Origin of the sequence: Dermacoccus sp. PE3, assembly GCF_001021715.1 — a bacterium.
GTDB classification, from domain to species: domain Bacteria; phylum Actinomycetota; class Actinomycetes; order Actinomycetales; family Dermatophilaceae; genus Dermacoccus; species Dermacoccus abyssi.
In genome coordinates this window covers 1-24,928 of record NZ_LDCM01000006.1, presented here as the reverse complement: position 1 = coordinate 24,928, position 24,928 = coordinate 1, and the positions used below count along the sequence as shown (strand labels likewise).

Sequence of the window (24,928 nt, the reverse complement as noted above, 5' to 3'; positions counted from 1 at the left end):
TTTTCTCTGGGAAGGACGACTCATGGCTGCGCGACGGCGGGGGACCCCCGACCAGCAGATGGCTTTCGACATCTTCGGAATGGGAGAGAACGAGCGCGATGAACAACTACGGGCAGACAGTGCAGCAGCACTGGAAGACGTGGCTACCGAGCCGGTACGCGCAGATCGAGGACCCGACGACATTCTTCGCGAGCGTGGGGGAGCAGATCGAGGACCAGGTGACGCAGAGCGCGGCGGCGATGGAGGCCGAGCAGGCGGCGAGCTTGGCGCAGATGGACTACCTGGCGCGGGTGGGGCGGTTGAACGCGATCGACAAGAGCGCGCGGGAGATCGCGCTATCGGAGTGGCTCCTGGAGCCGGAGAGCGACCCGAGCGAGGTGGAGATGTCCCCGGAGGACGCGATGCCGTTCATGGACGAGATGGGGATGCCCGTCGACCGGACGCACCCGTTGTGGGAGATGTCGGCCGAGGATCACCCCTCGACGGTCGAGGAGTTCAAAGCGGCCCGCAAGGCGTGGATCGCGCAGGAGCTGAGCAAGCAGCAGCCCCGGTAGAGCCCGCTGATTCTGCGGGGGAGCAGGAGGACCTTGCCAGCCTCCTGAGGGACTCGGTTGATGTCCCCGATTCCAGTGGAATCACCCCGGTGCGTGCGGCCGTGCCTGCGGGGGCCCGTCGGCGCGTGGAGACCAACCTCGCGGCGCTGCGGCTCGCTCTGGAGCTGCAGGCTGACGAGCGCGATGCCACCGCTGACGAACGTCAGGTGCTCGCGGGGTGGACCTCGTGGGGTGCTGTGCCTCAGGTTTTTGACGCGCGCGATGAGCGCTTCCAGTCCGAGCGGGAGCAGCTGCGCGAGCTGCTGACGCAGCAGGAGTACAACGCGGCTCGACGGACCATCCTCAACGCTCACTACACGGCGAACGACTACGTCGACCCCATGTGGGAAGCGATGCTGCAGATGGGCTTCACTGGCGGGCAGGTCCTCGAGCCGGGGTGCGGTTCGGGGCAGTTCCTCCAGGCCGCACCGGTGGGCGACTCCCGGCTGAGTGACGAGATCCGCCTTACCGGCGTCGAGCTCGATCCCGTCACAGCCCTGATCGCCCAGCAGTTGAACCCCCAGGCCCGCGTACGCGCGGAGAGTTTCGCGGATAGCCCCTTCGCGGATGGGACGTTCGACGCGGTGATCGGCAACGTGCCTTTCGGGAAAACGGCCTTGCACGACCCGAAGCACAACGCCGACAAGCACTCCCTGCACAACCACTTCATCTTGAAGTCCCTCGCGCTGACCCGCCCTGGTGGCGTCGTCGCCGTGCTGACTTCACGCTGGACGCTGGACGCGCAGAGCGACATCGCGCGGCGGGCCATGTTCGAGCAGGCTGACCTGATCGGCGCGGTGAGGTTGCCGACCGGTGCCCATCGCCAGCTGGCGGGCACGGAGGCTGTGACCGACCTCGTCATGCTGCGACGTCGCGGCCCGGACGAGACTCCCGGGGACGATTCGTGGGTTCACACCACGACCATCGACCTCCCCGACCGTGATGGCCTCACCGTGCCCACCGTGGTCAATCAGTGGTGGGAAGACCACCCGGAGGCCGTTTTGGGGCAGATGCGGCTGGATCATGGCATGTTCAACGCGCACACCCTCGAGGTGCGCTCTGACGGGGACGTGGAGGTCGACTTCGGGCGCGCCGTGATGACGGCGGTCCAAGCGGGCCGTGAGGCTGGCCTGACGTGGACGCCGGCCACCTCGGACGAGGCACAGCCTGACGCGGAGATGGTCGTCGAAGCGGTCGCTCGCACGGGCGACATCTCGACGTTCCACGGTCACATCGCGATCGACGGCGACGGGTTCACGCGCGTCGTTGATGGGATCCGTGAACCGCTGGAGGTTCCCGATGCTCAACGTCGTGAACTGCGCGAACTGGTGGGTCTGCGCGACGTCGCTGTCAGGCTGCTCGACGCTGAGGCCGCAAGTCTCGAAGACACCGAGAGCATCGCCGCGCTGCGCTCCCAGCTGAACCGGCGTTACGACGCCTACGTCGATCGCTTCGGGCCGCTCAACCGCGTCAAGGTCACCGAGACGTCCCGGTTGGACAAGCGGGGCAATCCGATCGTGACGCGACGTGTCCCGGCGGCGGTCAAGACGTTCCGCGCGGACCCGCACCGCACCGTCGTGTCGGCGCTGGAGGCTTACGACGAGAAGACGGGAACGGCCGTTAAGGCAGCGATCTTCGACGGGCGTGTCATCGCGCCCCGCGTCGTTCCCACGCGCGCGGACTCACCGGCTGACGCGTTGGCGATGGTGTGGGACGCCGAGCGCAGCGTGGACCTTGCTCGGATCAGTGCGCTGCTCGGAGTCAATGCTGAGGACGCCCGAGAGCAGCTCGGAGACATGGTGTTCCTCGACCCTCGCGACGACACGCTGGTCCCGGCCGCTGAGTATCTTTCGGGCAACGTGCGCGAGAAGCTCGCGGCGGCGCGCTCCGAGGTCGCAGCGCGCCCCGAGTTGAGCAGCAACATCGACGCCCTCAGCGCGGTGATACCTCGAGACCTGGGCCCCGATGAGATCACCGCTCGCATGGGCGCGATCTGGATTCCGCGAAAGGACGTGGAGCAGTTCTTGCAGGAAACGCTCGATGACCCCCGGGTGAGTGTTGCGCACGGTGGCGGCTCGATGTGGAGCATCGAGGGCGGCTCGAAGACGTCGCAGAAGGCGGTGTCCGAGTGGGGCACCGAGCGGATGAACGCGTTGGATCTCGCACAGCGCTTGATGACGCAGAAGGCTGTCATCGTCAAGGACACCGAGAGCTTGCCCGGTGGCGGTGAACGACGCGTCGTCAACGCCACCGAGACCGAAGCCGCCAAAGCCAAGGCCGAAGCGATGCAGGAAGCCTTCGGGGAGTGGGTCTGGGGGGACCCTGAGCGATCGCTGCGGTTGGCGAAGCGGTACAACGAACTGTTCAACGCGCACGTCCTGCGCGATTACACACCCGACGGGGAACGCCTTCAGCTTCCGGGCCTCGTGTCCTCGTTCAACCCGCACCCGCACCAGCGAACGGCCGTTGCGCGGATGATCTCCGAACCGTCGGTCGGCTTGTACCACGGCGTCGGTGCGGGCAAAACGGCCGAGATGGTGATGGGGGCGACCGAGCTTCGCCGGCTCGGGCTGGTGAACAAGCCCGCCGTCGTCGTCCCCAACCACATGCTGGAGCAGGTGAGCCGCGAGTGGCTGGAGTTGTACCCGCAAGCGAACGTGCTGGCTGCTGGGAGCGAGGATCTGAAGGGCGACGGTCGCCGAGAGTTCATCGCGAAGGCCGCGACCGGGCAGTGGGACGGCATCATCGTGACCCAGGAGGCATTCGGGTCACTCGACGTCTCCCACGCCGTGCGTTCGGACTACCGCGACCGGGTGGTTGCTGACTACCGCGCACAACTGGAACGGCTGCAGGACAGCGGCGGGCGCAGCATGACGACCAAGCGCATGGAAGCCGCCATCGAGCGGCTCGAAGAGCGCATGGACGCCAAACTCGACATGAAGAAGGACCCCGGCCTGACCTTCGAGCAGACCGGCATCGACTACCTCCTCGTCGACGAACTGCACCTGTACAAGAACCTCACCATCGTCTCGAACATCGAGGGCGTCGGCAGTGAGGGAGCGTTGCGGGCTACAGACTTGGATATGAAGGTCGACTACCTGCGCCAACGTGCCGAAGAGGCCGGACGTAATCCGCGCGTGTTGACCGGTGCCACAGCGACCCCGATCGCGAACACGATGTCCGAGGCCTACGTGATGCAGCGCTACCTGCGCCCTGACCTGCTCGAGGCAGCCGGCATCAGCGACTTCGACTCCTGGGCGGCCACATTCGGTGAGTCGACGACCGAATTGGAGATGGCACCTGAAGGCGGAGGTTTCCGCCCCAAGACGCGGTTCGCGAAGTTCAACAACTTGCCCGAGCTGCTGCGCATGTGGCACGTCTCGGCCGACGTGAAGACGTCCGCAGAGCTGCAGCTGAACGTGCCCGACCTCGTCGCTCGCGAGGACGGGGAACGGCTCGCGGAGACAGTGCTGGTCGAGCCCTCCCCACAGATGGGCGAGTTCATGCAGCAGCTGGCCGATCGGGCGGAGGACGTACGCGCGCGCGCAGTTACGCTCAAGCAGGACAACATGCTCAAGATCAGCGGCGACGGTCGTAAAGCAGCGCTCGATTTGCGGATGTTGCCCGAGGCCATTCGGCCCGCAGCAGATGAGTCGCTGTTCCCGGTGATGACCAAACTCGATGTCGCGGCCGCGCGCATTCACCAAATTCACCGCAATACGCAGGACAACGTCTATCTGGGCGCTGATGGACAGGAGCACCCACGTCGCGGTGGCCTGCAGATCGTGTTCTCTGACCTGGGCACGCCAGGGGAGGGGTGGAACGCGTACGAGCAGCTGCGCGACAACCTCGTCGATCTCGGGATGGATCGTGACCGTATCCGGTTCGTGCACGACGCGAACACCGATCAGAAGAAGGAACGGTTGTTCGCGGAGTGCCGCACGGGCGGTGTCGATGTCCTCATCGGTTCGACGGCGAAGATGGGCGTCGGCACGAATATCCAGACCCGCGCGACAGCCCTGCACCACCTCGACTGCCCTTGGCGGCCGGCCGACGTCGAGCAGCGGGAAGGGCGCATCATCCGGCAGGGCAACCAGAACCCCGAAGTGCAGATCCTGCGCTACGCCACCGAGGGCAGCTTCGATGCGTACATGTGGCAGACCGTCGAGCGGAAGGCCCGCTTCATTGACCAGGTCATGCACGGCGACTTGACGACGCGTGAAGCCGAGGACATCAGCTCTGATCAGGCGCTCAGCTTCAACGAGGTCAAAGCGTTGGCCTCCGGCAATCCACTCCTGTTGGAGAAGGCGCAAGCCGACCAGGAGTTCGCGAAGCTGCAGAACCTTGAGAAGGCGCATCGGCGCAGCCAGACCGCCGCTCGCGGAACCGTCGAGTCCGTGCAACGCGAGTTGGACAGCCTGCAGGTGCGTATCCCGCGCCTCGAGGCCGCCGCCTCGCAGATCACGTCGACGAAGGGCGACGCGTTCCGACTGACCGATGACGACGGGCGCGTGTACGACGATCGCGTCGAGGCTGCAACGGCACTGCGCGAGAAGATCCTCAACACCGCCGCGATCGCTCGGGCCAACCCCGGTGAGCCGGTGAAGGTCTCCGGGATCGCCCAGGTGGGCGGCCTGACCTTCGACGCGACCGTCGAATCGCGTCTCGGCTCAACGAAGGCCGTGCTGAGCCTTCAAGGCCTCAGCGTCGACGTGTTCCTGCGCGACGACCTCAACTCCATCGTCGGTAAGGATGACTCCCACGGCTTGACCACTCGCCTGGAGAACATGGTCACCTCCGTGCCCGGCGCCCTCGAAAGGGCCCAGAAGCGACAAGAGGCAGCCACGAAGGACCTCGAGACCGCCCGCGCTGCGGTCGGGAAGCCCTTCACACGCAGCGAGGATCTGCAAGCCGCCCGCGAACGCGTCGAACGCCTCGAATGTGAACTGAGCGGGGAGGAGGAGACCCGTGAGGAGGCGTCTGACGCCGGGACAGCCTCCGACACCACAGAGGTGGAGGCTCAGCAAGGTTCGCTCCTTCGGCCGCGGTACACCGTGGAAGCCGAGGAACCCGTGCAGATCACCGGCCAGGGCCGCCAGGGGTTCACCGAAGCCTTGGAGAAGCTTCGCAGCCTCAACGCCCCCACTGCGGAGCATGAACAGCGTGGCTCTCGCTTCCAGCGTCGCTATGACGCGCCCGAGCGCGATGACCGCTCGGGGCCTGGGATGAGTTGGTGATCGGTGGGGTGATTCCAGTGGAATCACCCCACCCCGCCGCGTCGCCGCGCCGCAGATTCGCTCCGACGCGGCGGTGCTCACTCCAGGCGCGAGCGTGCGCGACCTGCTCGGGATGACTCAACGCCTGCCACCGCCTCAACCGTGCGTCGACACGTTCCTGCCGCTGCTGCGGTGAGTGGGCCTGCCACCACGCCTCTCGGCGAGCGACAGGGTCGATACCTCGACGCGCGTCACGGTGCACCAACTGGAGCTTGAGGGCTGACTGCTCCGCCACGCTAGAGGCGTCAAACCGGCCCGAGAGTTCACGAAGACGTGCTCGGCGTTGCTCTGGGGCAAGGGCAGCCCACCAGCGCCTGTGACGCTCTCTCAGTTCCTTGTGGGCGATCTGACGCTCCGCTTCCCACCTGCTGCGGTGGCCAGTACGCCATGCCGCGCGTTCCTCCGCCACCTGCGCGGACGCCTCTGCGTGATCGTCGTGACGAGTGCTGCGCACAGGGAGCTCTTGGGGGCGAGTCCAGCCGCCGTCGGCGTCACAGTGAGCGACGCCGGCACGCTGGAGCTCGGCGAGGACCTGGCGCTGCGAGCGTAGAGCGTGGGCGGGTACGGCGGCCTCGGGTGAGGGGACGCGCTGGAGGTGGGGGACGAGGGATTCGGGTGTGAGGGGGGAGGAAGGGTGGAGGCTGCGCAGGGTGAGCCAGTGGTGGAGGCTGAGGTGCTGGGGTAGCGCGTTCGGCAAGGGGGTGTGAAAACTAGGTGGGGGGATTTCACACACCCCACCTAGGGCAGGGGCTATCTCAAATTCGAAGCTCGTCGCACTCTTCCTCGAGTAGTCGAGGCCGTCTCGGTGAAGAGTGCCGACGTCTCGGCCGAGGAGGCGCAGACAGCGCCGGATCGTGGTGCGGTCCCGGATCGTGGTGTCGAGCACCAGGTCACGCTCGGGTACGGGCACACGAAGGCTGCCCGTCGTCTCCATGCGCCGCAGCACGACCTCAGCGACCACGAGCAGGCTCGTGCGTTGACGCACCGGCAGACGCCACGCGCACGCACGCAGTCGTGACCGCGCTTCCTGCGTCGCCGCCCACACGGCCGTGTCGATCGTTGGAGCCGGGGCGAAGGTGTCATCACTGGCCACGGCATCGCGCCACACCAGTCGCGTCCACCGCTGGCGACTCTCTCGTGCGTGGCTCATCGCGTCCGGGTGAGCGGCCTTGATGGCCTGCCACGCCTGCTCGTGTGTCCAGCCAGCACGCACCATCGAGGCCGTGCACATGAGTTCGTACGTCGAGTTGCTCGCGTCCACGCCCGGTTCATCGGCGCGCTTCCACGCCGGGCGTCGACCGGTCGCAAGATAGGTAGCCCACTTGTCCTCGAGGGGACGGTGCGGTCGCTTCCGGCGTGGCACACGCGCCTCATGCTCGCGCCCGCTGATTTCGCCGGCGACATCCTCGCGCATCGGGCGACGAGGCTGAGACGTCCGGGCTATTCGGCGGCGCGGTGACGGCAAGGGCGCGGGCATTGTCTCGGCCAGCTGCCACAAGGAAGCCAACGCCGCTCGCACGTCGCCCGCGACGGCAGGGGTCTGTCCGCTACGGCGGTGGGGGCAACTCAACGGCCTCACGTCACGGCGCAAGTCGACCTTCGTGCGCCCCACACGCCACGCGGTGCGCGTATGCGCCACGAGTGCGTCCAGATCGTCTTCAACGCTGCGCGTGCTCACGAACACGTGATGCCGACCCGAGCTACCACCCGAAGGGCGGACCACGTGCCACACCTCGTGATCCCGGCACCAGGCGGCGAGGTGCTCCGTGATGGCCTCACCCATGACGCCCTCGACGTCCACGTCGAACACCGCAAAACCGGCCCGTAGTCGCCCAACGAGCGTCGCGACACGCCCAGAACCAATGAGGGTCTTCCCCTGCTCTAGCGAAGCGACGGAAACCCCGGGGACACGCCGGTTTTCGGCGTCAATCGCGAACCACGCGCCCGCCTCGAACAACACCTGATCGAGGCGAGCTGCGATCGAGACGTGACGCGGCGCGTCGGGTACTGCTAATCTGGGTAGCACAAAGCCACCTCTCCTCCTTGCACGGTTCGGAGACGAATAAGAGAGTCACCAGCGCCAACTGGCCTCTCACTTGCTTCACCACGAGCCGCCCCTGCCAGGGCGGCTCTCGTGGTATCCGGGGCATTGCCCCGACACATCAACCTGTCATTGGGAGTTCCATCTGCTCCTCAGGGAGCGCAAGCTCATCACCCCAGAGGGCCCTTTCAATCAGTGCCTGCACCGTCGTGTCCTGGGCTGCTGCTCGCTCCTTGAGCTCGATCCGCCGCGCCTTGGACATTCGAAACGGGATCATGACCTCACGATTCTCACTGCGCTCCAGATCAGCCATGGGGCAAATCCTTCCACTTCAGACCGCCGAGGTCAGGGAGGCTGGATATCCAGCGTGTCACGACTCAACTCTAGCAAACATTACGAGCATCTTGTTTGCGCGTGGCGCGAGCGTTCAAGGCTTCTCGATCTGAGAGAGGTTGTAGCCCCGCGTGTAAGGCCCTGCAGGCTGTCCGGGGACGAAGGCTGGCTTCGTGGGTGCCGGGAGGTGTGGGAGGACGATCCTTCGCGCCCCACTGATGCCGCGAGCGAGCAGCCGGGTCGGTGCGTTCACACCGGGAAGGCCCACCGCGTGCGCCACCGCTGGATCATTGATCTGGCTAGCAAAGATCTGCCCTGAGGCGTTGGATACCGGCCACGGGAGACGATCACGCAGCACACGAAGCAAGTGGTCGCCCAACTCCAGAGTGTCAGCGTTTGGGCGGAGGTTAGTCGCTTCGTAGTCGTCGACGATCTGGCAAGCGTGTTCGTAGCTGGTGTGGCGGTCACGGATGCCCATCAGTTCTCCGAGACGATCGTAAAAGCGGCTAGCAGCTTGCCGCTCTACGTCGAGCATTGGGCGCCAACCCTCACGCTCGACGTACCGCCCGGGCGCCGCAACGAAAGCGGCTAGGACATAGGTCATCTGCTCGGGCGTGATAGCTGGGTAGTGGTGGTGCTGGCGGTTCATGTGGGCGATCATCTGCCGAGCGCGCGCACCATCCGTTCCATCCGCGATGATCTCGTGGATGACGATTCCAGTGTCATAGGCGCGTCGTTGAGCACTGTGCGCAATCCTGCCCGCCGCCACTAGGACGTGCGCCATCTCTGGGTCGCAGAAGGGGCGAAGAAAGGCGAGCTGGAAACCCATCCGCATTTCGTGGGGGAACTCGAACAGAACATGCTGGCGATAGACGTCCTCCCAGCGGCCAGCAGCCGCCAGGGCGTGCAATGCCTCGATCCGCTTTTGCCGGGTCACATGCATGAGATCTCCTCTGTCGCGGCGTTGTAGGCCATAGCAAGGTCAGCTTCGGTGAGGTGCCCCACCGTGACGAGGTGAGCCGCCGAAACGGCGGAGTCCGGCCCTAGGGGTCGCTCAGGCCCCGCGATGATGCCTCGGACGATCGCCTCCGGCGTGGCCGGCGTCGTCCGCGGGAGATAGCAAAGGGAGAGTGCGTCATGCACCTCCATCCTCATTCGGGTTAGGCCACGCTGAGACCCCTCGAGATGGACCTCCGGATGCCGTCGAACAAGAAACTCCCAGAATGGGCGTACCAGAGCGGCCTGCCTCCGCTGGCCGCGCACGGCGAGGGTGGGGCCCGCGAGAAGAATGAAAAGACCGATTGCCAGACCGCACAGGCTGGTCGCGTTGATGATCGGGGTAGCGATCGTCAACGGGTTGTGGGGGGAGCGAGCTGCTCCGGTGGGGAGTCTCACGATGGCATCAAGTGAAGAGGTGGCGAAGCTGAGCATTCCCGTGCCGCAAAAGAGGCCGATAAGAGCGAGGCCGCTGCGCTCACCGGGAGCCGGAAGCCGTGATACATCCCGAATTTGGCGGAGGCAGTACCGACTGATACGACCGAGCGTCACCGCCAGGGAAACGTCTGCGGTGAGGATAAATACCGCGAGTGGGAGAGACATCGGGGCAACCGCCAGACCTGCAGAATCCATCTTGTCTGGAATGTAGAGCCAGGAAACAACAACGAGGAGCGCTAGGCACACCCCGGTCACGATGTGTCGTCGTGACCGCCTCCACGACGGAGCGGCCTGCTCAAGGGAGTCCACGTAGACGTTCACCATGCCCACTCCCAGCAAGAGCCAGAAGTAGGACGCAGCCTCGGCAAACCCAGGGATGTTGAGAACCAACCAAGGCTCGTAGCGGACTGTGGCTCCAAGGGTGACGAAGGTCAGAGAGAGCGTCAGAGAGACACGCCAAATCGGCCTGGGTCCTCGCACGAAGGTCAGCCACAAGCGTGCGGCGCAGGCGGCCCAGCACACCAGGACAGCGAAATGTCTCACCGGAAGCGGTTGTAGGCGTGCGAGATGGCAGTGTTACGTGAATCGATGAGGGCGCTTAGCAACTCGGTAGCAAAGCGCTCGGCCTCCAGCTCCTGCCGATCCTCATAGGTGCAGCGGAACATCATGGCCTGACCACCGGATCTGTCCTCGGCTGAGTCACCCAGGAGGGCGGCGACGAGAGCAGGGTCGAGATCGGGGAAGAGAGCTGCAGTGTCTCCCTCGCTTGGAGAGTGGCCCAGCACGATATGCCCAATTTCGTGGCACAACGCTGCGTCACGTCTCATCAAGGTTCCCTGCGTGTCAAGCACCACAAGGTCCTTGTCTGGGAGCCAAACCCACACCCCAGAAGGCCCGCCACTCGGAAGAGGCTTTTCAATCACTGTGATCGGCCTCCCGGTCACAGCGGCGGCCTTCTGCAGGAGCGTGGCGGTGGACCCGTCAGCGGGACAAAGATCTGCAGGGCGCACCCCACGGCGCTGCTTACGGAGCTTCCCGAGCATCATTATCCCTATTGGCCTCATCAATGGCCTCGAGGAGCGCACTGATGAGCGCCTGCCGATCCGTCTCCGTGGAGCCACGGGCCATCATCCGCTGAAAGCGTCGATCTTGAGCGAGCAACAGCGTGTCTAGCTGTTGGAGCACGGCGCGCGGCGTCTCGTGGTCATCCAGATCGAAGTATGCGAGCGAGACCCCGTAAAAGTTGGCCAGAGCACGGACAGTCGCGAAGCTCGGCTGCCTCCGATTTCCGGTGAAGAGTTGAGACAGGTAGGACGCGCTGACGTCGGCGCCGCGCTCATGAAGAACGTGCGCCATCGAGCGGTAGGTGTAGGGCTTGCCGGTCGAGGGGTCCAGGACACGCTCATGAAGCGCCCGGAGACGATCAGCAAAGGTGTCCATGGCCCGCCAGTGTAGCGGGTGGTCACCCATCACTACCTCCGCAAGACGCAGCCTCGAAGGGGTTGCGCACAGCCAACGAAAGCACTATTTTGTTTGCTAGATTGCTACAGCAAACAAAGGGCGGATGGTTTCCACTATGAGCGAACGTGATCAGGCACTTGAAGTGCTCCAGATCAAGCTGTGGTCCCAGGCCTCCCCGCAGATCGCAGCCTCTGTCATGGGCATGGGATTGGCCGAGGTGCTGGCTCGAACCGGCACTGTCACATGGTGCGCGTCACCGTCGCGCATCGTTTTGACCGGGGGGAATCGCGAGACCCTGCTCAGTGCCATTTCGGGTGTTGCTACCCAAATGCGCAGCCTCTCGAAGGAGCTGAGCGCAGGGCGTATCACCCTCGACTCTTTGGCCGCGCGATTCTCGCTTTACGCCTCTCACGCGGGCAGCATCGCCGCCCAGATCGAGTGCCAAGAGACCGTCACGTGGCAGGCGTCTTTGCAGGCACGGCGAGCTGGAGGTTGGGCATGAGGCTCATACCTGCTCCCACAGGTGTTCGGCGAGCCATTCCCGCCCGGGGAGTGGCTCGTGAGACGCCTTCAAATTCTCCCGCTTCCAGTCACTTCATCGGTTCCGCGTGTGCCCATACGTGTGAGCGCCGACTGGTGAGCGGGGTGGGTCGGCCATGGCGCGTGTGTCCGACCCACATCTTTTCCAGCACCTGGAGTGCTGGTGCTTGCTTGGCCCTGGTCGGCGAAGAAGTTCGCCTTTCCCGTGTGCCGTCGTTTCCCGCGTACGCAGCGGTCCAGGCCAAGAACGGTGGTGGTCAGGCGTACCGCTTGGCCACCACCCCCCATCACGTTTCTGGAGGTTGTTGTGAGTGAGTCGCCGTTCCGCGAGAAGAAGGCGCGCCCTGGCAAGGAATCCGTGCGCAGTGAGTCCAATGGACTCACCCCGTCATCGGCACCGGCTGAGACAGAGGTTCAGCGTCACCCGTTGCCGGGTCGCGTCTCCGAGCCGGCGGCACGAGACGCCGGAGAGGTTCAGTTCTTCGAGGACGAGTACAGGGACGTCGTGGAGTCCCTCGGGGGAGAGGTGTTGCGCGCTGAGGTCAACCCGTTCGTCGAGGTGGGTGAGCGCACGCCTTCAGGGAACGTCTCCAGTCCCCAGTTGCTGCGGGCACGGCCTCTTGAGCCGACGTCGGGTCCGCGGCGGTGGGTTCACGCGATGACCGGTGGGTTGGTGAACCTTGGCCCCTCGAGGGCGCAAGTGCGGGAGCAGGAGCGGATGGCGCGAATCCAGCGTCCGCTGAGGGGTGCGCACGTCACGACGTACTTGTGCCTCAAGGGTGGGATCACGAAGACGACAACGTGCATCGGCACCGCGCTGACGGCGGCGCAGTACCGCCCGGAGGCGGTCGTTGCAGGCGACTTCAACCCGGACGCGGGTGACCTCGCTGAGCGCGTGACGGGGCGTGAGGGACTGTCGGGTGTGAACGCGTTGGCCGAGCAGGTCGAACACGTGCACAGCATCGGGCAGTTGTCGGCGTTCCTGGAGTCCGAAGGCCGGTTGACAGTGCTTCCGGGAGAGCCTGACCCGAAGCTCGGTGAGTCGTTGACGTCGGCTCAGTTCAACGCGGTCATCGAGATCCTGTCGAGCTACTACTCCTCGATCCACGTCGATGCGGGCACGGGCATCACGCACCCGATCATGCCGGGCATCCTGGCGCGCACCGACACTCTCGTCGTGCCAGCGGCGTACTCCATCACGGGGGCGAAGCGGGCGTACGAGACGTTGGTGTGGCTGCGTAGCAACGGTTTCGATCGTCTCGCGGATAGCGCGATTGTGGCGTTGACCGAGCGTGATCTTGTCTCCCGCGAGGTCGATAAGAAGGCTGTCCTCGCCATGTTCGAGGGTCAGCCTGTGGTGAAGGTGCCTGCTGATCAGCACCTGGCCGATGGCGCGAAGGTGCACCTGGAGCGGATGAATCCCCGCACCCGTGAGGCGTTCGCGGAAATCGCCGCGCTCATCGCGGATCGGTACTCGGCATGAAGGCGGGCTTTCGTGCGACGCAGCGGACACGAGGGATGGTGGTCGCTGCGGCACTCACCCTCGCTGCTAGCGCCTGCGAAAGCCCGAGCAACTTCGACGGCGGCACCGGTATGGGTGGCTCCCTAAAGGACGGTTCGGTCCCGGCGCAGTACGTGTCGTGGATCAACAAGGCGGGTTCGATCTGCCCCCAGGTCAAGCCACCCCTGCTCGCCGCGCAGCTATATCACGAGTCAAAGTTCAATGAGAAGGCTCGTAGCGGTGTCGGCGCGATGGGTATTGCGCAGTTCATGCCTGATTCGTGGCCCGCCTACGCGGTGGACGCGAACGGTAACGGTAAGGCCTCCCCGTGGGAGGCCCCGGACGCGATCATGGCGCAGGGCAAGTTCATGTGTGAGCTGGCTGGACAGGCAAGTGCGGCATTGGCCTCACACAAGGTCAGCGGTGACATCACACAGTTGATGCTCGCCGGGTACAACGCCGGGTGGGGTGCCGTCCTGAAAGCGCGCGGTGTGCCTGCTTTCCCCGAGACGCAAAAGTACGTCCAGATCATTCCGAAGACGGCGATCGCCGCGTACGGCGGCGTCAACGCTTCGAGCGTGTCGGCCGGGGGCGCGCCGGCGGGCGTCAGCGGCAAAGCGAAACCGATCCTCGCTGCGGCGAACAGCGCCGTGGGTCTGCCCTACGTGTGGGGCGGCGGCACGCCGACTAGCCCTTCGGGTAGGGACCGCGTCGATGGGCGCGGCCCGGGCTATGACTGCTCGGGGTTGACGCGGATGGCGACGTACGTCGGCAGCGGCGGGAAGGTCATGCTTCCGCGCACCGCAGCGCAGCAGCAGAGCTACACCGCCTCCTGGCGGGTGCCTGTGGACGTGAACTCCCTCAAACCGGGTGACCTGCTGTTTTGGGGCAGCCCTGCCACGCACGTCGCGATCTATTGGGGCAACGGGAAGATCGTCGAGGCCCAGCAATCGACAACGAATTTGAAGGTCGGCCCCATCTGGGGCCACCCCGTCAACGCGGCGCGGCCACCGTGGGTCAAGTAGAAGCCCGAGAGGAACGAGGAACAAAGCTATGAAGCTCACAAGGTCAACGACGACAGCACTGGCGTGCGCGTGCCTGGCGCTGAGTGTTTCCGCTTGCTCACAAGGTGACGGCAGGTCGTCGTCGCAGGAACCAGCGGCGTCGAGTTCGGCGACGTCAACGTCCATGTACTCGCCCAGTCCGATTCCAACGGGGACGACGAAGCCGAACCCTCGCGGAGTGGCGACGCCGATCTCGTCCGTGAAGCGCGCGGATGCGGAAGCCGTCGGGAAGGCCTTTCTCGTGGCACTCAACACCAGCGACACGAAGATCGACACGAGCCCCTGGAACGCTGCCGACCGCGCGGCCGTCCTGGCGTCGTCGTCCTACGCGGCGACGCTGCGTCAGCAGTCCGTTGCCGCACCTGGCGCTGCGTGGAACGCGATGGAGGCGGCGAAGGGGTACACGAGCGCGAAGGTCACCCTCGTGCCGTCCAACGACCCGCTGCCGAGCACCCCCACTGACGCCTACCTCACCTACGAGGTGACCGTCACGACACACGGCGCGAAGGCTGACCCGCAGAAGTCGAGCGTGTTCATGCACCTGCACCGCGCTAACGCCTCAAGCGACTGGCAGGTCGTCAGTTCCGACAGCACCTACGAGTGAAGGGAGAGCGTCTGATGTTCTACCGCACCAGTTCCGAAAAGACTCCCGTGACGGCCAAGACGGGCCCAGTGATCGGCGGCATCCAGCGACGCCCTCGAGGTCTGTGGTTTGTGCTGTTCTGCTGGCCCTTCCAGTCACGTTTTGCGCCCGCCCCCGCAGCTGCGACGCGGCTGCAGCGTTTCGCGCACTACGTGGCCCTCCCGTTCTCCCTGGGTCGCCGCTGGGGGGTGAGCGGCGTGATGTGGCAGGTGCGCTGGGCCGTGACCGCCGCCCTGTTGCTCCTGGGCGCCCTCTACCTGTTCTTCACCGCCTGGGCGCTCGTTGCGCTCGTGACCGGGCTTCCGATGCCGCAGGTGAAGGGATGACCACCATGACCGATCGCCCCACATGGGCAGATGCCGGCGAGGTCGAGGGCTCGCCCCTCGAGGAGTTCTTCACCGACCAGCAGGTCGAAGCACCGGGTGGCGATGCCGCCGAAAACGTCGCTGACGGCCAGCGTGATTCCACTGGAATCACTCGCTTCCTCGTTGTCGGTGGCCTTCCGGGTGTGGGGGCCTCCACCGTGGCGTGGTCCATCGCCTCCGCGGCTGCGCGGATGACCGCCGGTCAGGACGACATCACCGTGACGGACGCCGCCGCGCCGCGCCGCTCCACGCTGCGCATGATCGGCGGCTCGACAGGGCTGGCCACAGGGATCGACCCGCACACGAGGCTCGTACCGGCCCGTTCCGGGCGGATCGTGACCACCTACGTCGACGGACGAATGGACACTCGCGTCGATGAGGGTGACCTGTGGCCGTCTTCGACAGCGCCGACGCAGATCGTCGATCTCGGGTTGAGTGCCGAAGAAGCCCTGAGCGACGACGCGGCCGCGACGTGGCTCACGGGTGACACCGCGATCGGCTCTCATGTCGTTCTCGTGCTGCCGTCCAACGCGTCCACACAGCTGCGCTGCGAGGCACTGCTGAGCGAATGGGTCTCACGCGAGTGGGCGCCGATCGACGACATCGTCCTCGTCGGGCCCGCCACCACGCCAGTAGGTGGCACGCATTTCATGCAGCAGGCGATGAGTTCAGCACGTCAGCTCGATTACCTGCCGGAACTCGCGCAGCGCGGCTTGCCCGCTGCCGACGCGGCCCTCACGGGCCCGGCAGGGATCTGGGCGCGATTGGGCCACGAACTCGTGGCTAGCGCCTGCGGCCTCCCCCTCCCCGAGACGAGGTCGCGCCGCTGGCGCAAGGCCCGCCCCTAGAGCCCCCGCCATCTCACTCGATCCAGAGATGACGGGTATCCATCCCCAAACCCCGCACCACGAAGGAGACACACCATGAGCACCACGATCCAGCTCCTGCAGCACACCAACGACCTGCTGGCAGCCAACCCCATCCCGAACCCCAAGCCCAAGGCTCCGCCCGGCACCGAGAAGCAGGCCAGCGAGATCATGGCCTACGTCAAGTGGGGAACCCTGTTCCTCATCGTCATCGGCGGCCTCTGCGGCGTGGGCGCCCTCATCGGCGGCAAGGTCCTCGGCCACCACAAGTCGGCCTCCGTCGGCGTGGGCATCCTGATCGTCGCGGTCATTGCGGCGATCGTGTGGACGGCCTGGTTCGGATTCATCAGCGGATTCACGGGCTGATCTTCGATGCCGCGCCTGCGACGTAAGACCAAAGCTGATCGCGGTCCGCTGCCCGTCTGGGCAGCCTGGGTCGCTATCGCTGGCGTGGCGATCATCCTGCTCGCGGGTATCGGTGTGGGAGTCGCGAAGATGACCGGCAGTGAGCACTCGCCCACCAGCCGTTCGGCTTCGTCGGCTCCCACACCGCCCCCGACGTCCAGCCTCCCTGCTGGAGCGTCTCAGCGAGAGCGAGAGAACGCGATCGCCAACCAGCCCATGCCCGAGGGCGACTCCTCGAACCTCGACCCCAGCAACTTCAAGCCCAAGCCCGAAGTTCAGGCCACGACACCAGGACTCAACCTGCCCTCAGGCAAGAAGACCGACGCGGGAGTCCGCACCGGCTTCACACACACTCCCGAAGGTGCCGTAGCCCAGCTGGCCGCGTTGAACCAAGCCGCCTACACCAACCTCGACACCCAGGCTGGACGCAACGCCTACATGGCATTCGCGATGCCTGGAGCAGTTCCCCTCGAGGACTGGAACCCGACCAAGACGGTCATGCGCTACTACACGGACAGCCCGGACACCGACCCCACTCGGATGCGAGCCCAATTCGTCCCCGTCCAGGGCCTCATCAAGGGATCCGTCGGAAACAACTTCACCGTGGTGTGCGTCAACGGACAGCTGACCTACACCTACAAGTCGGAGTCCAACCGTGTGGCCGTCTGGGACTGCGCACGAATGAGGTGGGACGACAAAGGCGACCGCTGGATGATCGCCGCTGGCGCCACCCCAGCCCGCGCGCCCTTGACCTGGCCACGCAGCGAACTCAGCTACCGCGCAGGGTTCAGAGACCTCAGCAACGTCCCTGAGTAACGAGCCACCTACCCCGCACGAACGAAAGGAGGACCGACATGGGACTCGGGCTACCGGATATCGGTGACGTCGTCACCGGCGTGCTGAACAAGGTCGCTGAAGCTCTGTGGGGCTTCTTCGGACCGCTACTCAGCGCCGTGTTCGCCTTCATCGACCAGACCACCCGCCCCACGATTGTCTACACGCCTGACGGTCCGCTGGCCAAGGTCTTTCCGATCACGCTGTGGCTGGGGCTGATGCTCGCGATCGGCTTGGGATTCGCCCAGATCGGCCTAGCCGTGGTGAACGGCTCTCGCAGCCTGTTCGCGTTACTCAAGGGAACAGCCCAGTACATGCTGCTCTCGGGCTCGTCACTGGTCATCCTTGCTGGTGTCTCCTCGCTAGCTTCGCTCACCGCGACAGGGATCATCGAAGCGGGCTACGGGACGAAAGGGTGGTCTGGGCTCAGCGAGAAAGCAGACTTCGGGGAGAAGGCCCTCAACGGCCTCACCGGGATCGGCCTGCTCGTCGTCGTCTTGTTCAACGCCATCCCCTTCACCCTCGGATTGCTCACCGAGATGGTCATCCGTCTCTCGGCGATGCAGGTTCTCGCTGCCACATTCCCCATCGTCGCCGCAGGCCTCGTGCACGAGAAGTTCGCTCGCTGGTACTGGACCGCGCTGCGCTGGATGCTGGCACTCATCTTCGTGCCGACACTCATCGCGATCTCCATGGTGATCGGCCACAGCATGGCCCAAGGAGCAGGCAGTGCTGGCGACGGGATGATCGCCAAAGCCTTGCAGGCGTTCGTCAGCGGGCTGGTGGCGCTAGCTTCCCTGCTCTGGCCGTATTTCCTCTTCAAGCTGTTCGCCTTCATCGACCCGAACACGGTGGCTGGCGCGAACTTCCGCGCCGCGATGCCCACGCGCAAGTCGGGCGGCGGTGGTGACGACTCCGAGGGTGCCAAGCAGCAGTCTGAGGGCGAAGGCGACAACGGAGCTGGGGCCGTCGAACGCGCGGGCATGGCCGTCGCTACCGAAGGTGGCAGCGAACTCACCAATGCCAGCTCCGGTGGAAGTGGTGGCGGAGGCGGAGGCGGCTCGAGCACCTCGTCGCTCTCCACTGCATCCGCCGGGGCCTTGGGTGCCATGGGCTCAGCAATCGCCTCCTACGGCTCAACCACCACCGGCGCGAGCCAATCAGGTGCCACGCAAGCGTCCGAGTCTCTCGACGCAGCAGGTGCCGGACACGCTGGCGGACGCGGTCGCGGAGGCGGCGCTTCGGCAGGGGAGGCAGACGCGGACGCAGGTGCCATGACGGGCCCGAACGGCGGAATGTCTGGATCAAGCACGAGCAGCAGCCCTGGCGGCAGCAGCGAAGTCGCTCTCTCCGACGATGCCGACCCGGATGTCGTCCCCCCGGGCCACCCCGACTACGGGCCGGCCCCCAGCGACGACGCCGACTTCGATGGCGGATCGCCCGGTTACGAGCACGGCTACGGCCACGCGATGGAACCGGACAGCCCGTCCGACGGCAACAGCCCGGGGTCGAACCCTGGCGGCACCACCATCTGACTCAGAAAAGAGGACTCTCATGACGACGTTGCACACCGGTTGGCACAACGAGCGCATCAGCTTTCTGGGCCTGCTCGGCCTGCCCCAACTCGCAATCTTGGGCCTGGCGGCCATCCCTGCCCTCGCGTTCCTTCAGGCCCAGTCCTGGCTGTGGTTCCTCGGTGCCCTGATCTTCTGGGGCCTTCTCGTGGTGTGCATGGCCGTACCCATCAAGGAGCGGCCGATGTGGCTGTGGCTGGGGCATTCGGTGATGCACCTCCTCGGCAAAGCCACGAAAGCTGACGAGTGGCAAGCAGGAGCAACGGGAGCTGCCCTGAGCACGTCGGACGCCGACAAGTTCGACCTGCCGGGAGCGCTCCAGCACTTCGAGGTCTTCGACGGCCCCGCGCATGCAGCATCGGACATGCGCCGCCTGTGTGTGATGAAGGACCCAGCCGGTGCCTGGGTGATGGTCGCGAAGGTCACCCATCCCGGCCTGTCATTGACCGACCCCGATGCAGGGGACCGTTATGCCGATGCGCTCGGTGACATGCTCGCGGCCATCTCACGCGGGGTGTCCCTGCCGCACCGGGTCTCTATCTACGTCCGCACGGTGCCCGACGACGGCGCCGAGCGCGCAGCGTGGCGTCGAGAGCACCTTCCCAAGGACGTCCCCGAGCAGGCAGCACGTGACGCAGACGCTATCGAGCAGTCCGTCCTCTCCCAGTCGATCTCCCATGAGGTCTACGTCGCGCTGCGCTTCCAGGAGGACGACATCGCAGCTGAGGCTCGAAACTCGGGTCGCGGAATCGCTGGCCGCATGGCCGTCATGTACCGCGCGTTGCCCGAGATGACGAGCCTCCTGACGGGTATGGGCTGCGACTCCGTCATCTGGCTCGGCAAGGGTGAAGTCGCCGCCGTCATCCGCACAGGGTTCAACCCCGCCGCCGTGAGCGCCTTGCAGGTCGCGCGCACAGCCAAGGCTCAGGGGCACGACGCGTTCACCGACGTCCACCCAGCGGCCGCTGGGCCGTCGGCCGCGCCGAGTCCCCATGCGCGCTACTACAGCCACGACGGATTCCACTCGGCGGCATACAGCCTCATTCTGCCCGAGCTAGGCACCCGCGTCGGCTCACTCGGACCGCTCCTGACGCCAGGCGCGATGGGGGAGCGGCGCGCGCTGGCGTTGCACTACGAGCCCTACGACGACAAGAGCGCCACCCGCGCAGCGGAAGCACAGTCGACCAACGCGTTCCTTCAGTCGGAGCTGAAGGAGAAGCGCGGGTTCCGGGTGGGAGCGCGCTCACGCAAGCTGCGCCGTCAGACGGCCAACACCGAAGAGGTCCTCGCAGCGGGGCACACCCTGACGCGCGTAACGGGCGTGGCCGTGGTGACGGTCCCCGTCTCCATGTCGATCGAGACGGGCATGGCGCTCATGGAGGCCTCAGCCCGCCGACGCAAGTTCGAACTCATGCGGCTTGATCTCGCGCAGCCGCTCGGATTCATCTCCGGCGTGCTGCCCGTCGCCGTCGGCATGCCCAAACGAAAGGGCAAGTGAGATGACAGAGGAGCGCACCTGGTCGACGGGCGCAAGAGAGGTTCCGGAGCAAGCACCAGACACCACCCCCACCATCGTGAACGTCAGGAGGAACGCATGAGCATTCTGAAGCGAGACAAGCAGGTCAGCGCCGGGCAATCGTTCGCGGAGGCGTTCGCGGAGCAGGGTGTGAGCTTTCCCAGCGCCGAGCCCGAAGCACCCGCACCACCCAAGGACAAGGACGCTGACTTCCGCCTCACCGCTGGCCAGCACGGGGTCTTTCGCCCCGGCTTCGGCTGGCAGGCAGTCAGCACTCCTCGCGGGCGCGTCTACCGGGCCACGACCGACCAGATCGGCGGTGTCTTTCCGTTCCTGACGTCCACACAACTCCCGAAGTCCGGAGCGGCCTTGGGGTACGTCGCGAGCACGGGAACCGGCTTCTACGTCGATCCGTGGCAGTGGGTCCAGCGAGGCATCGTCACGAACCCCAACCTGCTCCTGCAGGGAGCTCCCGGGCGCGGCAAGTCCGGGACGGGCAAGGCGCTCGTGCGTCGAATGCTGCGTCACGGCGGACGGGCCTTCGTGCCCGGAGACCTGAAGAACGAGTGGGCTGACCTGTGCCGCGAGTGGGGTCAAGAGCCCTGGGAAGTTGGCCCCGGCATGCACGCACGCATCAACCCCCTCGACCCCGGCCCCCTGGGACACGGGTGGGAAAAACTGTCGCAGACCACCCGCGATGAACGGTGGGTCGATATCCGAGCACGGTGGCTCACGTTGCTCGAGGGCCTCGTCGGCGCGCAGAAGGTCAACGTCACGACGACACTGCAAGAAGCGCTGGCGGCGATCGTCGACGAACTGACCGGCGCGGCCGATGGGGGGGGAGGTGTCCACACTCTGCCCGACATCATCATCCCCGAGGTGTGGCATCTGGCGCATAACCCGAGCGAGAGCCTCCTGCGTCGCCTCAACTATGAGAAGCGCAGCGACTACTTCGCTGACATGCGGCCCATGAGTTCCGCTCTCAGCGTTCTCGTCAACGGCTCCCTGAAGGGCATGTTCGATGCGCGCACCACGATCCAAATCAACTGGGACGCACCCATGCACTCGCTGTCGATGCGTCGCTTGAAGGAACTCGCCAACGATCAGGTGATCGGTGTCGCGTTGACCTGCGCCAATTCGTGGGTGACAGCTATGACGTCCATCAACACAACAGGACAGCCGACGATCATCCCGCGCGACGAGGTATGGCGCGTCATGCGTCTAGGGGTGAGCGCCATCAAGTCACTCGACTCGAACCTCCGCCTCTCACGAGACGAGAAGAAGGTCGAGATGCTGATCATGCACAAGCCCGGAGACCTCATGGGCATCGGTGGGGCCAACAGTGAAGAGGCCAGCATCGCGCAGGACTTCTGGTCCCTGTGCGACACGAAGATCAGCCTCGGCCACTCGAGTTCTATCGCAGACCAGACCGCCGCGCAGTGGGGCCTGTCGGATCAGGAGTCGCGCGCGATCTCGAACTGGTGCAACCGGAACCAGGGCCGCGCCCTATGGCGCGTGGGAGATCACTCCTTCCGCGTTCAGACGGTGCTGACGGAGTACGAGAAGCGCGTCCTGTTCAACACGAACGAGCAAACCGAGTACGGCGACGACGCCGTCGCTTGACCATCACGTCGGTTCACCGGGGTGATTCCACTGGAATCACCCCGAAGGCCTGAGCACATTGGAGGTTCGTCATGGCACGTCAGATCCACAGTCAAGAGCAAGGTGCCGGCGGGCGCGAGCTTGCACTACTCGGCCTGCTCATCGGGTTCTGCTCGCTGATCATGCTCGTCCCGGTCGGCGGCGCGATTGCTGGACTCTGGAATGCCGGGACGTGGGCGTGGCCGAACGGGCAAGTCATCAAGACGCTGCCGCAGCTCGTTCTTCACGCGAAGGAACCCAGCAGGGCCTACCCGCCATCGGTCGCGGGCGCTGTTCCCGGTCCGGTCGGGTACTGGATGACCGTCGGCGCGCTCGAGTGCCTGGCCCTCATGGTCGTCGTCGTCGTCGTGGTCGCGGTCCTCGCGCGCCGCGAGAACTACGGGATGCTCACGCGCGCCCGGCTGAAGAAAGCGATGAAGCAGGACAAGTCCCCCATGGCGCCCGTCGGCACCTACCTGGGCGTGCCCTTGCGACCGCGACCGAACGATGCCATGGTCGTCATCGCCCCTCAGCAGTCCGGTAAGACGACCGGCCTCGCCGCGCCGGGTGTCAAAGACGCACCCGGCGCCGTCGTCGCCTCGAGCACCAAGGTCGACCTCATGGGGTTGACCATCTTCACCCGCCACAACCCCGACGACCCGAGCGATGACCGCGAGGTGCACGTCTTCGACGTCGATCGCATCAGCGGGTGGCCTCGGTTGTGCCGCTGGAACATGGTCGCGGGCTGTGAGGACGCGGACGTCGCGCAGGACCGCGCCCGCGCCGCGATCGCCGCGTCACCCGAGTCCAAGGGTGAGGGCGGCAACTCCGCGTTCTTCCGTGGCCAGGCCGCGATCGTGCTGTCGTGCCTGCTGCACGCCGCAGCCATCAACGGTTCCACCATGCGCGAAGTGCGCGACTGGGCCAATGACTTCAGCAACGACGAGCCACGCGAGATCCTCTCGAACAACGCGCGGGCGCTGCCCGGATGGGCCGAACGCCTGCGACGCGCCACGACGGGGGAAGCCTCCCAGACGACCGCGTCGACGTCGATGACGCTCGCCGGCGCCCTCGAGTGCCTATCCAACCCTGAGGTACTGGAGATGGTGTGCCCGCCCAGCGGTTCGGGACGCTACAGCCACGGCCTCGACCGAGAGTGCTTCGACGTCGCCAGGTTCGTGCGACGCAACAAGGACACGCTCTACCTCGTGACACTCGGAGGGGAGGGCGTCAGCACGGCGCCGCTGGTGACCGCGTTCGTCGCCGCCGTCGTGCGTGAGGGGCGTCTGTTCTCCCAGCGTCAGCCGGGCCTCAAGATCACGCCCCCGCAGTCGTTCATCCTCGACGAGGCCGCGAACGCTGCGCCGATCCCGTCCATGCCAACGCTGCTGTCCGACGGCGGCGGACGAGGCCAGACCACGCGCGCGTTCATCCAGTCGTTCAGCCAGGGCCGCGACAAGTGGGGTAAGGAAGGCTTCGGCAGCATGTGGGGTTCGACGTCGATGAAGATGCTCCTGCCCGGCTGCACCGAGACCTCCGACCTTGAGGACGTCTCGCGCCTCATCGGTGACCGCAAGATCCGCCAGCGGTCCACGAGCAGCTCGGGTTGGCTCGGCTCCGGCAACTTCAGCACGAGTGATCAGCCCGGCATGGAACGCATCATGCCCGTCGACACGATTCAGCAGATGGAGGACTTCACCGCCCTGTGTCTCTACCGCAGCGTCGGCAACGCCGTCATCAAGATCACCCCCTGGTGGAAGCGCCCTGACCACAAGGCGTTCAAGGACAGCTTGAACCGTTTCGAGAAGATGTGCGGCTCAATCGACTATGCGCCCACCCCCACCGCAGTCACTGCGGGAGGCACACGATGAGCAACATCCCCGCCTGGGGTGACGAGTCGCTGCCCGACGACTACGGCACGTCCTCGGCTCCGGCCGGCGTGAGCGACGCCGACGCGAACGAGGTGCACGCGATCGCCCGTGAACTCCTCGATGAGACGCACGCGCTCTTGTCGCGCGTCGGCGGCACCGAGGCCGCCCTCGAAGAGGTCATGACATACCTGGCCGACGTGCCTGCCGGCGGGGCTTGGTGCTGGCGCTACCTCGACCCCTACGAGCGGGTTGCGCTGTTCACCGAACTGCGCGAGTGGGTCGACTGGATGAGCGACCGCTACAAGGTGCGGCAGTTGATCCGCCCGTGCTGGTTCAAACATGCTCCCGTGGTTGAGGAATTGACCGGCCTCTACGTGGCCTGGCGCAGCACATTCAAGGAACAACCGCGTGCCTACAACGACGAAATAATCGCCTTCCACGACCGGTGGTTCTGGCCACTCATGCGCCGCATCGAGGAACGCAAGTTCTTCAACACCTGCGACGGTCGCCAACACAAGGAGAGCGAGGTCGCCATGCCTGGTACGAACATGGACGACTTCACCCAGATCCTCGAGGCAGCGATGCAGGACATCACTCCGGGAGAGGATGCCGACGCTGTGCACGCAGCCATCGACAACGGCGAAGCCCTCGCGCTGCGAGACCCGAAGAAAGACCCCACCACGCCCGTACTGTGGCGCGGCTCATGGTGGGCGATCCTCGCCAACTCACCCGACGGGCTGTGGGTACCTCGCCCCGCCCACGTCGCGGAGAAGCTACAGGCCCTCTACGACGAAACGCACGCGAAGGAGAACGCATGAGCACCACCCTCGACCTGCTGCGCCAGGCCCTGTCCTTGCATCACCAAACCCGCCGAGACCAGGCGCGTGCCCGCAGGCAGAAGATCAACCTCGAGGCACGCAACTTCACCGGACGACCCGAGCGCGTCGGCGAGGCCGAGACGATGATCCTC

General features: G+C 65.6%; 21 protein-coding genes. 16 read left to right on the top strand and 5 right to left on the bottom strand.

Annotated elements, in window-relative coordinates:
• The first annotated feature begins 98 nt into the window (after positions 1-98).
• The 3 genes from AA983_RS15710 (at position 99) to AA983_RS14005 (ending at position 6,887) form a co-directional block, all read left to right on the top strand.
• Positions 99-554 (top strand): hypothetical protein, encoded by a 456-nt coding sequence (locus AA983_RS15710; RefSeq protein ID WP_052947168.1) that lies wholly within the window; start codon positions 99-101, stop codon positions 552-554.
• Between the two features lie 125 nt (positions 555-679).
• Entirely contained in the window at positions 680-5,830 is a 5,151-nt protein-coding gene (locus tag AA983_RS14015) for a methyltransferase domain-containing protein (protein WP_197079028.1), read from the top strand.
• Positions 5,831-6,674: 844 nt separating this feature from the next.
• Positions 6,675-6,887: a hypothetical protein gene (locus AA983_RS14005; protein ID WP_047312930.1), complete on the top strand. Its 213-nt coding sequence runs from the start codon at positions 6,675-6,677 to the stop codon at positions 6,885-6,887.
• 1,144 nt (positions 6,888-8,031) lie between these two features.
• Here AA983_RS14005 and AA983_RS13995 read toward each other — a convergent pair.
• The 5 genes from AA983_RS13995 to AA983_RS15020 all read right to left on the bottom strand — a co-directional run bounded on the left by AA983_RS13995 (position 8,032) and on the right by AA983_RS15020 (position 11,117).
• Positions 8,032-8,223: a hypothetical protein gene (locus tag AA983_RS13995; protein ID WP_047312928.1), complete on the bottom strand. Its 192-nt coding sequence runs from the start codon at positions 8,221-8,223 to the stop codon at positions 8,032-8,034.
• A 114-nt stretch (positions 8,224-8,337) separates the two neighbouring features.
• Positions 8,338-9,186 carry an oxygenase MpaB family protein gene (locus tag AA983_RS13990; protein WP_082128947.1) on the bottom strand — a complete coding sequence of 283 codons (849 nt, stop codon included), beginning with the start codon at positions 9,184-9,186 and terminating at the stop codon, positions 8,338-8,340.
• Positions 9,177-10,067, bottom strand: a complete 891-nt coding sequence (locus AA983_RS13985) for a hypothetical protein (protein WP_156170454.1) — start codon at positions 10,065-10,067, stop codon at positions 9,177-9,179. Before AA983_RS13985 ends, AA983_RS13990 begins: the two co-directional genes overlap by 10 nt.
• A 149-nt stretch (positions 10,068-10,216) precedes the next feature.
• On the bottom strand, positions 10,217-10,528 hold the full coding sequence (locus AA983_RS13980) for a hypothetical protein (protein ID WP_156170452.1): 312 nt from the start codon (positions 10,526-10,528) through the stop codon (positions 10,217-10,219).
• Between the two features lie 172 nt (positions 10,529-10,700).
• Positions 10,701-11,117: a helix-turn-helix domain-containing protein gene (locus AA983_RS15020; RefSeq protein WP_156170450.1), complete on the bottom strand. Its 417-nt coding sequence runs from the start codon at positions 11,115-11,117 to the stop codon at positions 10,701-10,703.
• 136 nt (positions 11,118-11,253) lie between these two features.
• On the opposite strand from AA983_RS15020, the gene AA983_RS13970 reads away from it, so the two are divergent.
• The 13 genes from AA983_RS13970 to AA983_RS15015 all read left to right on the top strand — a co-directional run bounded on the left by AA983_RS13970 (position 11,254) and on the right by AA983_RS15015 (position 24,776).
• Positions 11,254-11,640 carry a hypothetical protein gene (locus tag AA983_RS13970; RefSeq protein ID WP_156170448.1) on the top strand — a complete coding sequence of 129 codons (387 nt, stop codon included), beginning with the start codon at positions 11,254-11,256 and terminating at the stop codon, positions 11,638-11,640.
• Positions 11,641-11,985: 345 nt separating this feature from the next.
• Positions 11,986-13,161: a hypothetical protein gene (locus AA983_RS13965; RefSeq protein ID WP_156170446.1), complete on the top strand. Its 1,176-nt coding sequence runs from the start codon at positions 11,986-11,988 to the stop codon at positions 13,159-13,161.
• On the top strand, positions 13,158-14,204 hold the full coding sequence (locus tag AA983_RS13960; protein WP_082128946.1) for a bifunctional lytic transglycosylase/C40 family peptidase: 1,047 nt from the start codon (positions 13,158-13,160) through the stop codon (positions 14,202-14,204). The genes AA983_RS13965 and AA983_RS13960 overlap by 4 nt, the downstream gene beginning before the upstream one ends.
• A 217-nt stretch (positions 14,205-14,421) precedes the next feature.
• Entirely contained in the window at positions 14,422-14,847 is a 426-nt protein-coding gene (locus AA983_RS13955; RefSeq protein ID WP_047312923.1) for a hypothetical protein, read from the top strand.
• Positions 14,848-14,861: 14 nt separating this feature from the next.
• Positions 14,862-15,212 carry a hypothetical protein gene (locus AA983_RS13950; protein ID WP_047312922.1) on the top strand — a complete coding sequence of 117 codons (351 nt, stop codon included), beginning with the start codon at positions 14,862-14,864 and terminating at the stop codon, positions 15,210-15,212.
• Positions 15,213-15,217: 5 nt separating this feature from the next.
• On the top strand, positions 15,218-16,099 hold the full coding sequence (locus AA983_RS13945) for a hypothetical protein (protein ID WP_156170444.1): 882 nt from the start codon (positions 15,218-15,220) through the stop codon (positions 16,097-16,099).
• A gap of 75 nt (positions 16,100-16,174) precedes the next feature.
• Positions 16,175-16,483 (top strand): hypothetical protein, encoded by a 309-nt coding sequence (locus AA983_RS13940; RefSeq protein ID WP_047312920.1) that lies wholly within the window; start codon positions 16,175-16,177, stop codon positions 16,481-16,483.
• Between the two features lie 84 nt (positions 16,484-16,567).
• Entirely contained in the window at positions 16,568-17,338 is a 771-nt protein-coding gene (locus AA983_RS13935; RefSeq protein ID WP_156170442.1) for a hypothetical protein, read from the top strand.
• Positions 17,339-17,376: 38 nt separating this feature from the next.
• Positions 17,377-18,891 carry a hypothetical protein gene (locus AA983_RS13930; RefSeq protein ID WP_047312918.1) on the top strand — a complete coding sequence of 505 codons (1,515 nt, stop codon included), beginning with the start codon at positions 17,377-17,379 and terminating at the stop codon, positions 18,889-18,891.
• Positions 18,892-18,910: 19 nt separating this feature from the next.
• Positions 18,911-20,428: an SCO6880 family protein gene (locus AA983_RS13925; protein ID WP_047312917.1), complete on the top strand. Its 1,518-nt coding sequence runs from the start codon at positions 18,911-18,913 to the stop codon at positions 20,426-20,428.
• Positions 20,429-20,524: 96 nt separating this feature from the next.
• The gene (locus AA983_RS13920) at positions 20,525-22,069 is read left to right on the top strand and encodes a hypothetical protein (RefSeq protein WP_082128945.1); all 1,545 of its coding nucleotides are present in this window, start codon (positions 20,525-20,527) and stop codon (positions 22,067-22,069) included.
• 71 nt (positions 22,070-22,140) lie between these two features.
• Positions 22,141-23,958, top strand: coding sequence for a type IV secretory system conjugative DNA transfer family protein (locus AA983_RS13915; RefSeq protein WP_047312916.1), 1,818 nt, complete (start codon positions 22,141-22,143; stop codon positions 23,956-23,958).
• Positions 23,955-24,776, top strand: a complete 822-nt coding sequence (locus AA983_RS15015; RefSeq protein ID WP_052947163.1) for a hypothetical protein — start codon at positions 23,955-23,957, stop codon at positions 24,774-24,776. The genes AA983_RS13915 and AA983_RS15015 overlap by 4 nt, the downstream gene beginning before the upstream one ends.
• Positions 24,777-24,928: the final 152 nt, after the last annotated feature.

Coding starts and splice junctions, on each gene's coding strand:
- AA983_RS13925 (WP_047312917.1), top strand. CDS start 18,911: ATGACGACGTTGCACACCGGTTGGCACAACGAGCGCATCAGCTTTCTG.
- AA983_RS13995 (WP_047312928.1), bottom strand. CDS start 8,223: ATGGCTGATCTGGAGCGCAGTGAGAATCGTGAGGTCATGATCCCGTTT.
- AA983_RS13915 (WP_047312916.1), top strand. CDS start 22,141: ATGGCACGTCAGATCCACAGTCAAGAGCAAGGTGCCGGCGGGCGCGAG.
- AA983_RS13930 (WP_047312918.1), top strand. CDS start 17,377: ATGGGACTCGGGCTACCGGATATCGGTGACGTCGTCACCGGCGTGCTG.
- AA983_RS13990 (WP_082128947.1), bottom strand. CDS start 9,186: ATGCATGTGACCCGGCAAAAGCGGATCGAGGCATTGCACGCCCTGGCG.
- AA983_RS13945 (WP_156170444.1), top strand. CDS start 15,218: ATGACCGATCGCCCCACATGGGCAGATGCCGGCGAGGTCGAGGGCTCG.
- AA983_RS13970 (WP_156170448.1), top strand. CDS start 11,254: ATGAGCGAACGTGATCAGGCACTTGAAGTGCTCCAGATCAAGCTGTGG.
- AA983_RS13950 (WP_047312922.1), top strand. CDS start 14,862: ATGTTCTACCGCACCAGTTCCGAAAAGACTCCCGTGACGGCCAAGACG.
- AA983_RS15015 (WP_052947163.1), top strand. CDS start 23,955: ATGAGCAACATCCCCGCCTGGGGTGACGAGTCGCTGCCCGACGACTAC.
- AA983_RS15020 (WP_156170450.1), bottom strand. CDS start 11,117: ATGGACACCTTTGCTGATCGTCTCCGGGCGCTTCATGAGCGTGTCCTG.
- AA983_RS15710 (WP_052947168.1), top strand. CDS start 99: ATGAACAACTACGGGCAGACAGTGCAGCAGCACTGGAAGACGTGGCTA.
- AA983_RS13960 (WP_082128946.1), top strand. CDS start 13,158: ATGAAGGCGGGCTTTCGTGCGACGCAGCGGACACGAGGGATGGTGGTC.
- AA983_RS13920 (WP_082128945.1), top strand. CDS start 20,525: ATGAGCATTCTGAAGCGAGACAAGCAGGTCAGCGCCGGGCAATCGTTC.
- AA983_RS13940 (WP_047312920.1), top strand. CDS start 16,175: ATGAGCACCACGATCCAGCTCCTGCAGCACACCAACGACCTGCTGGCA.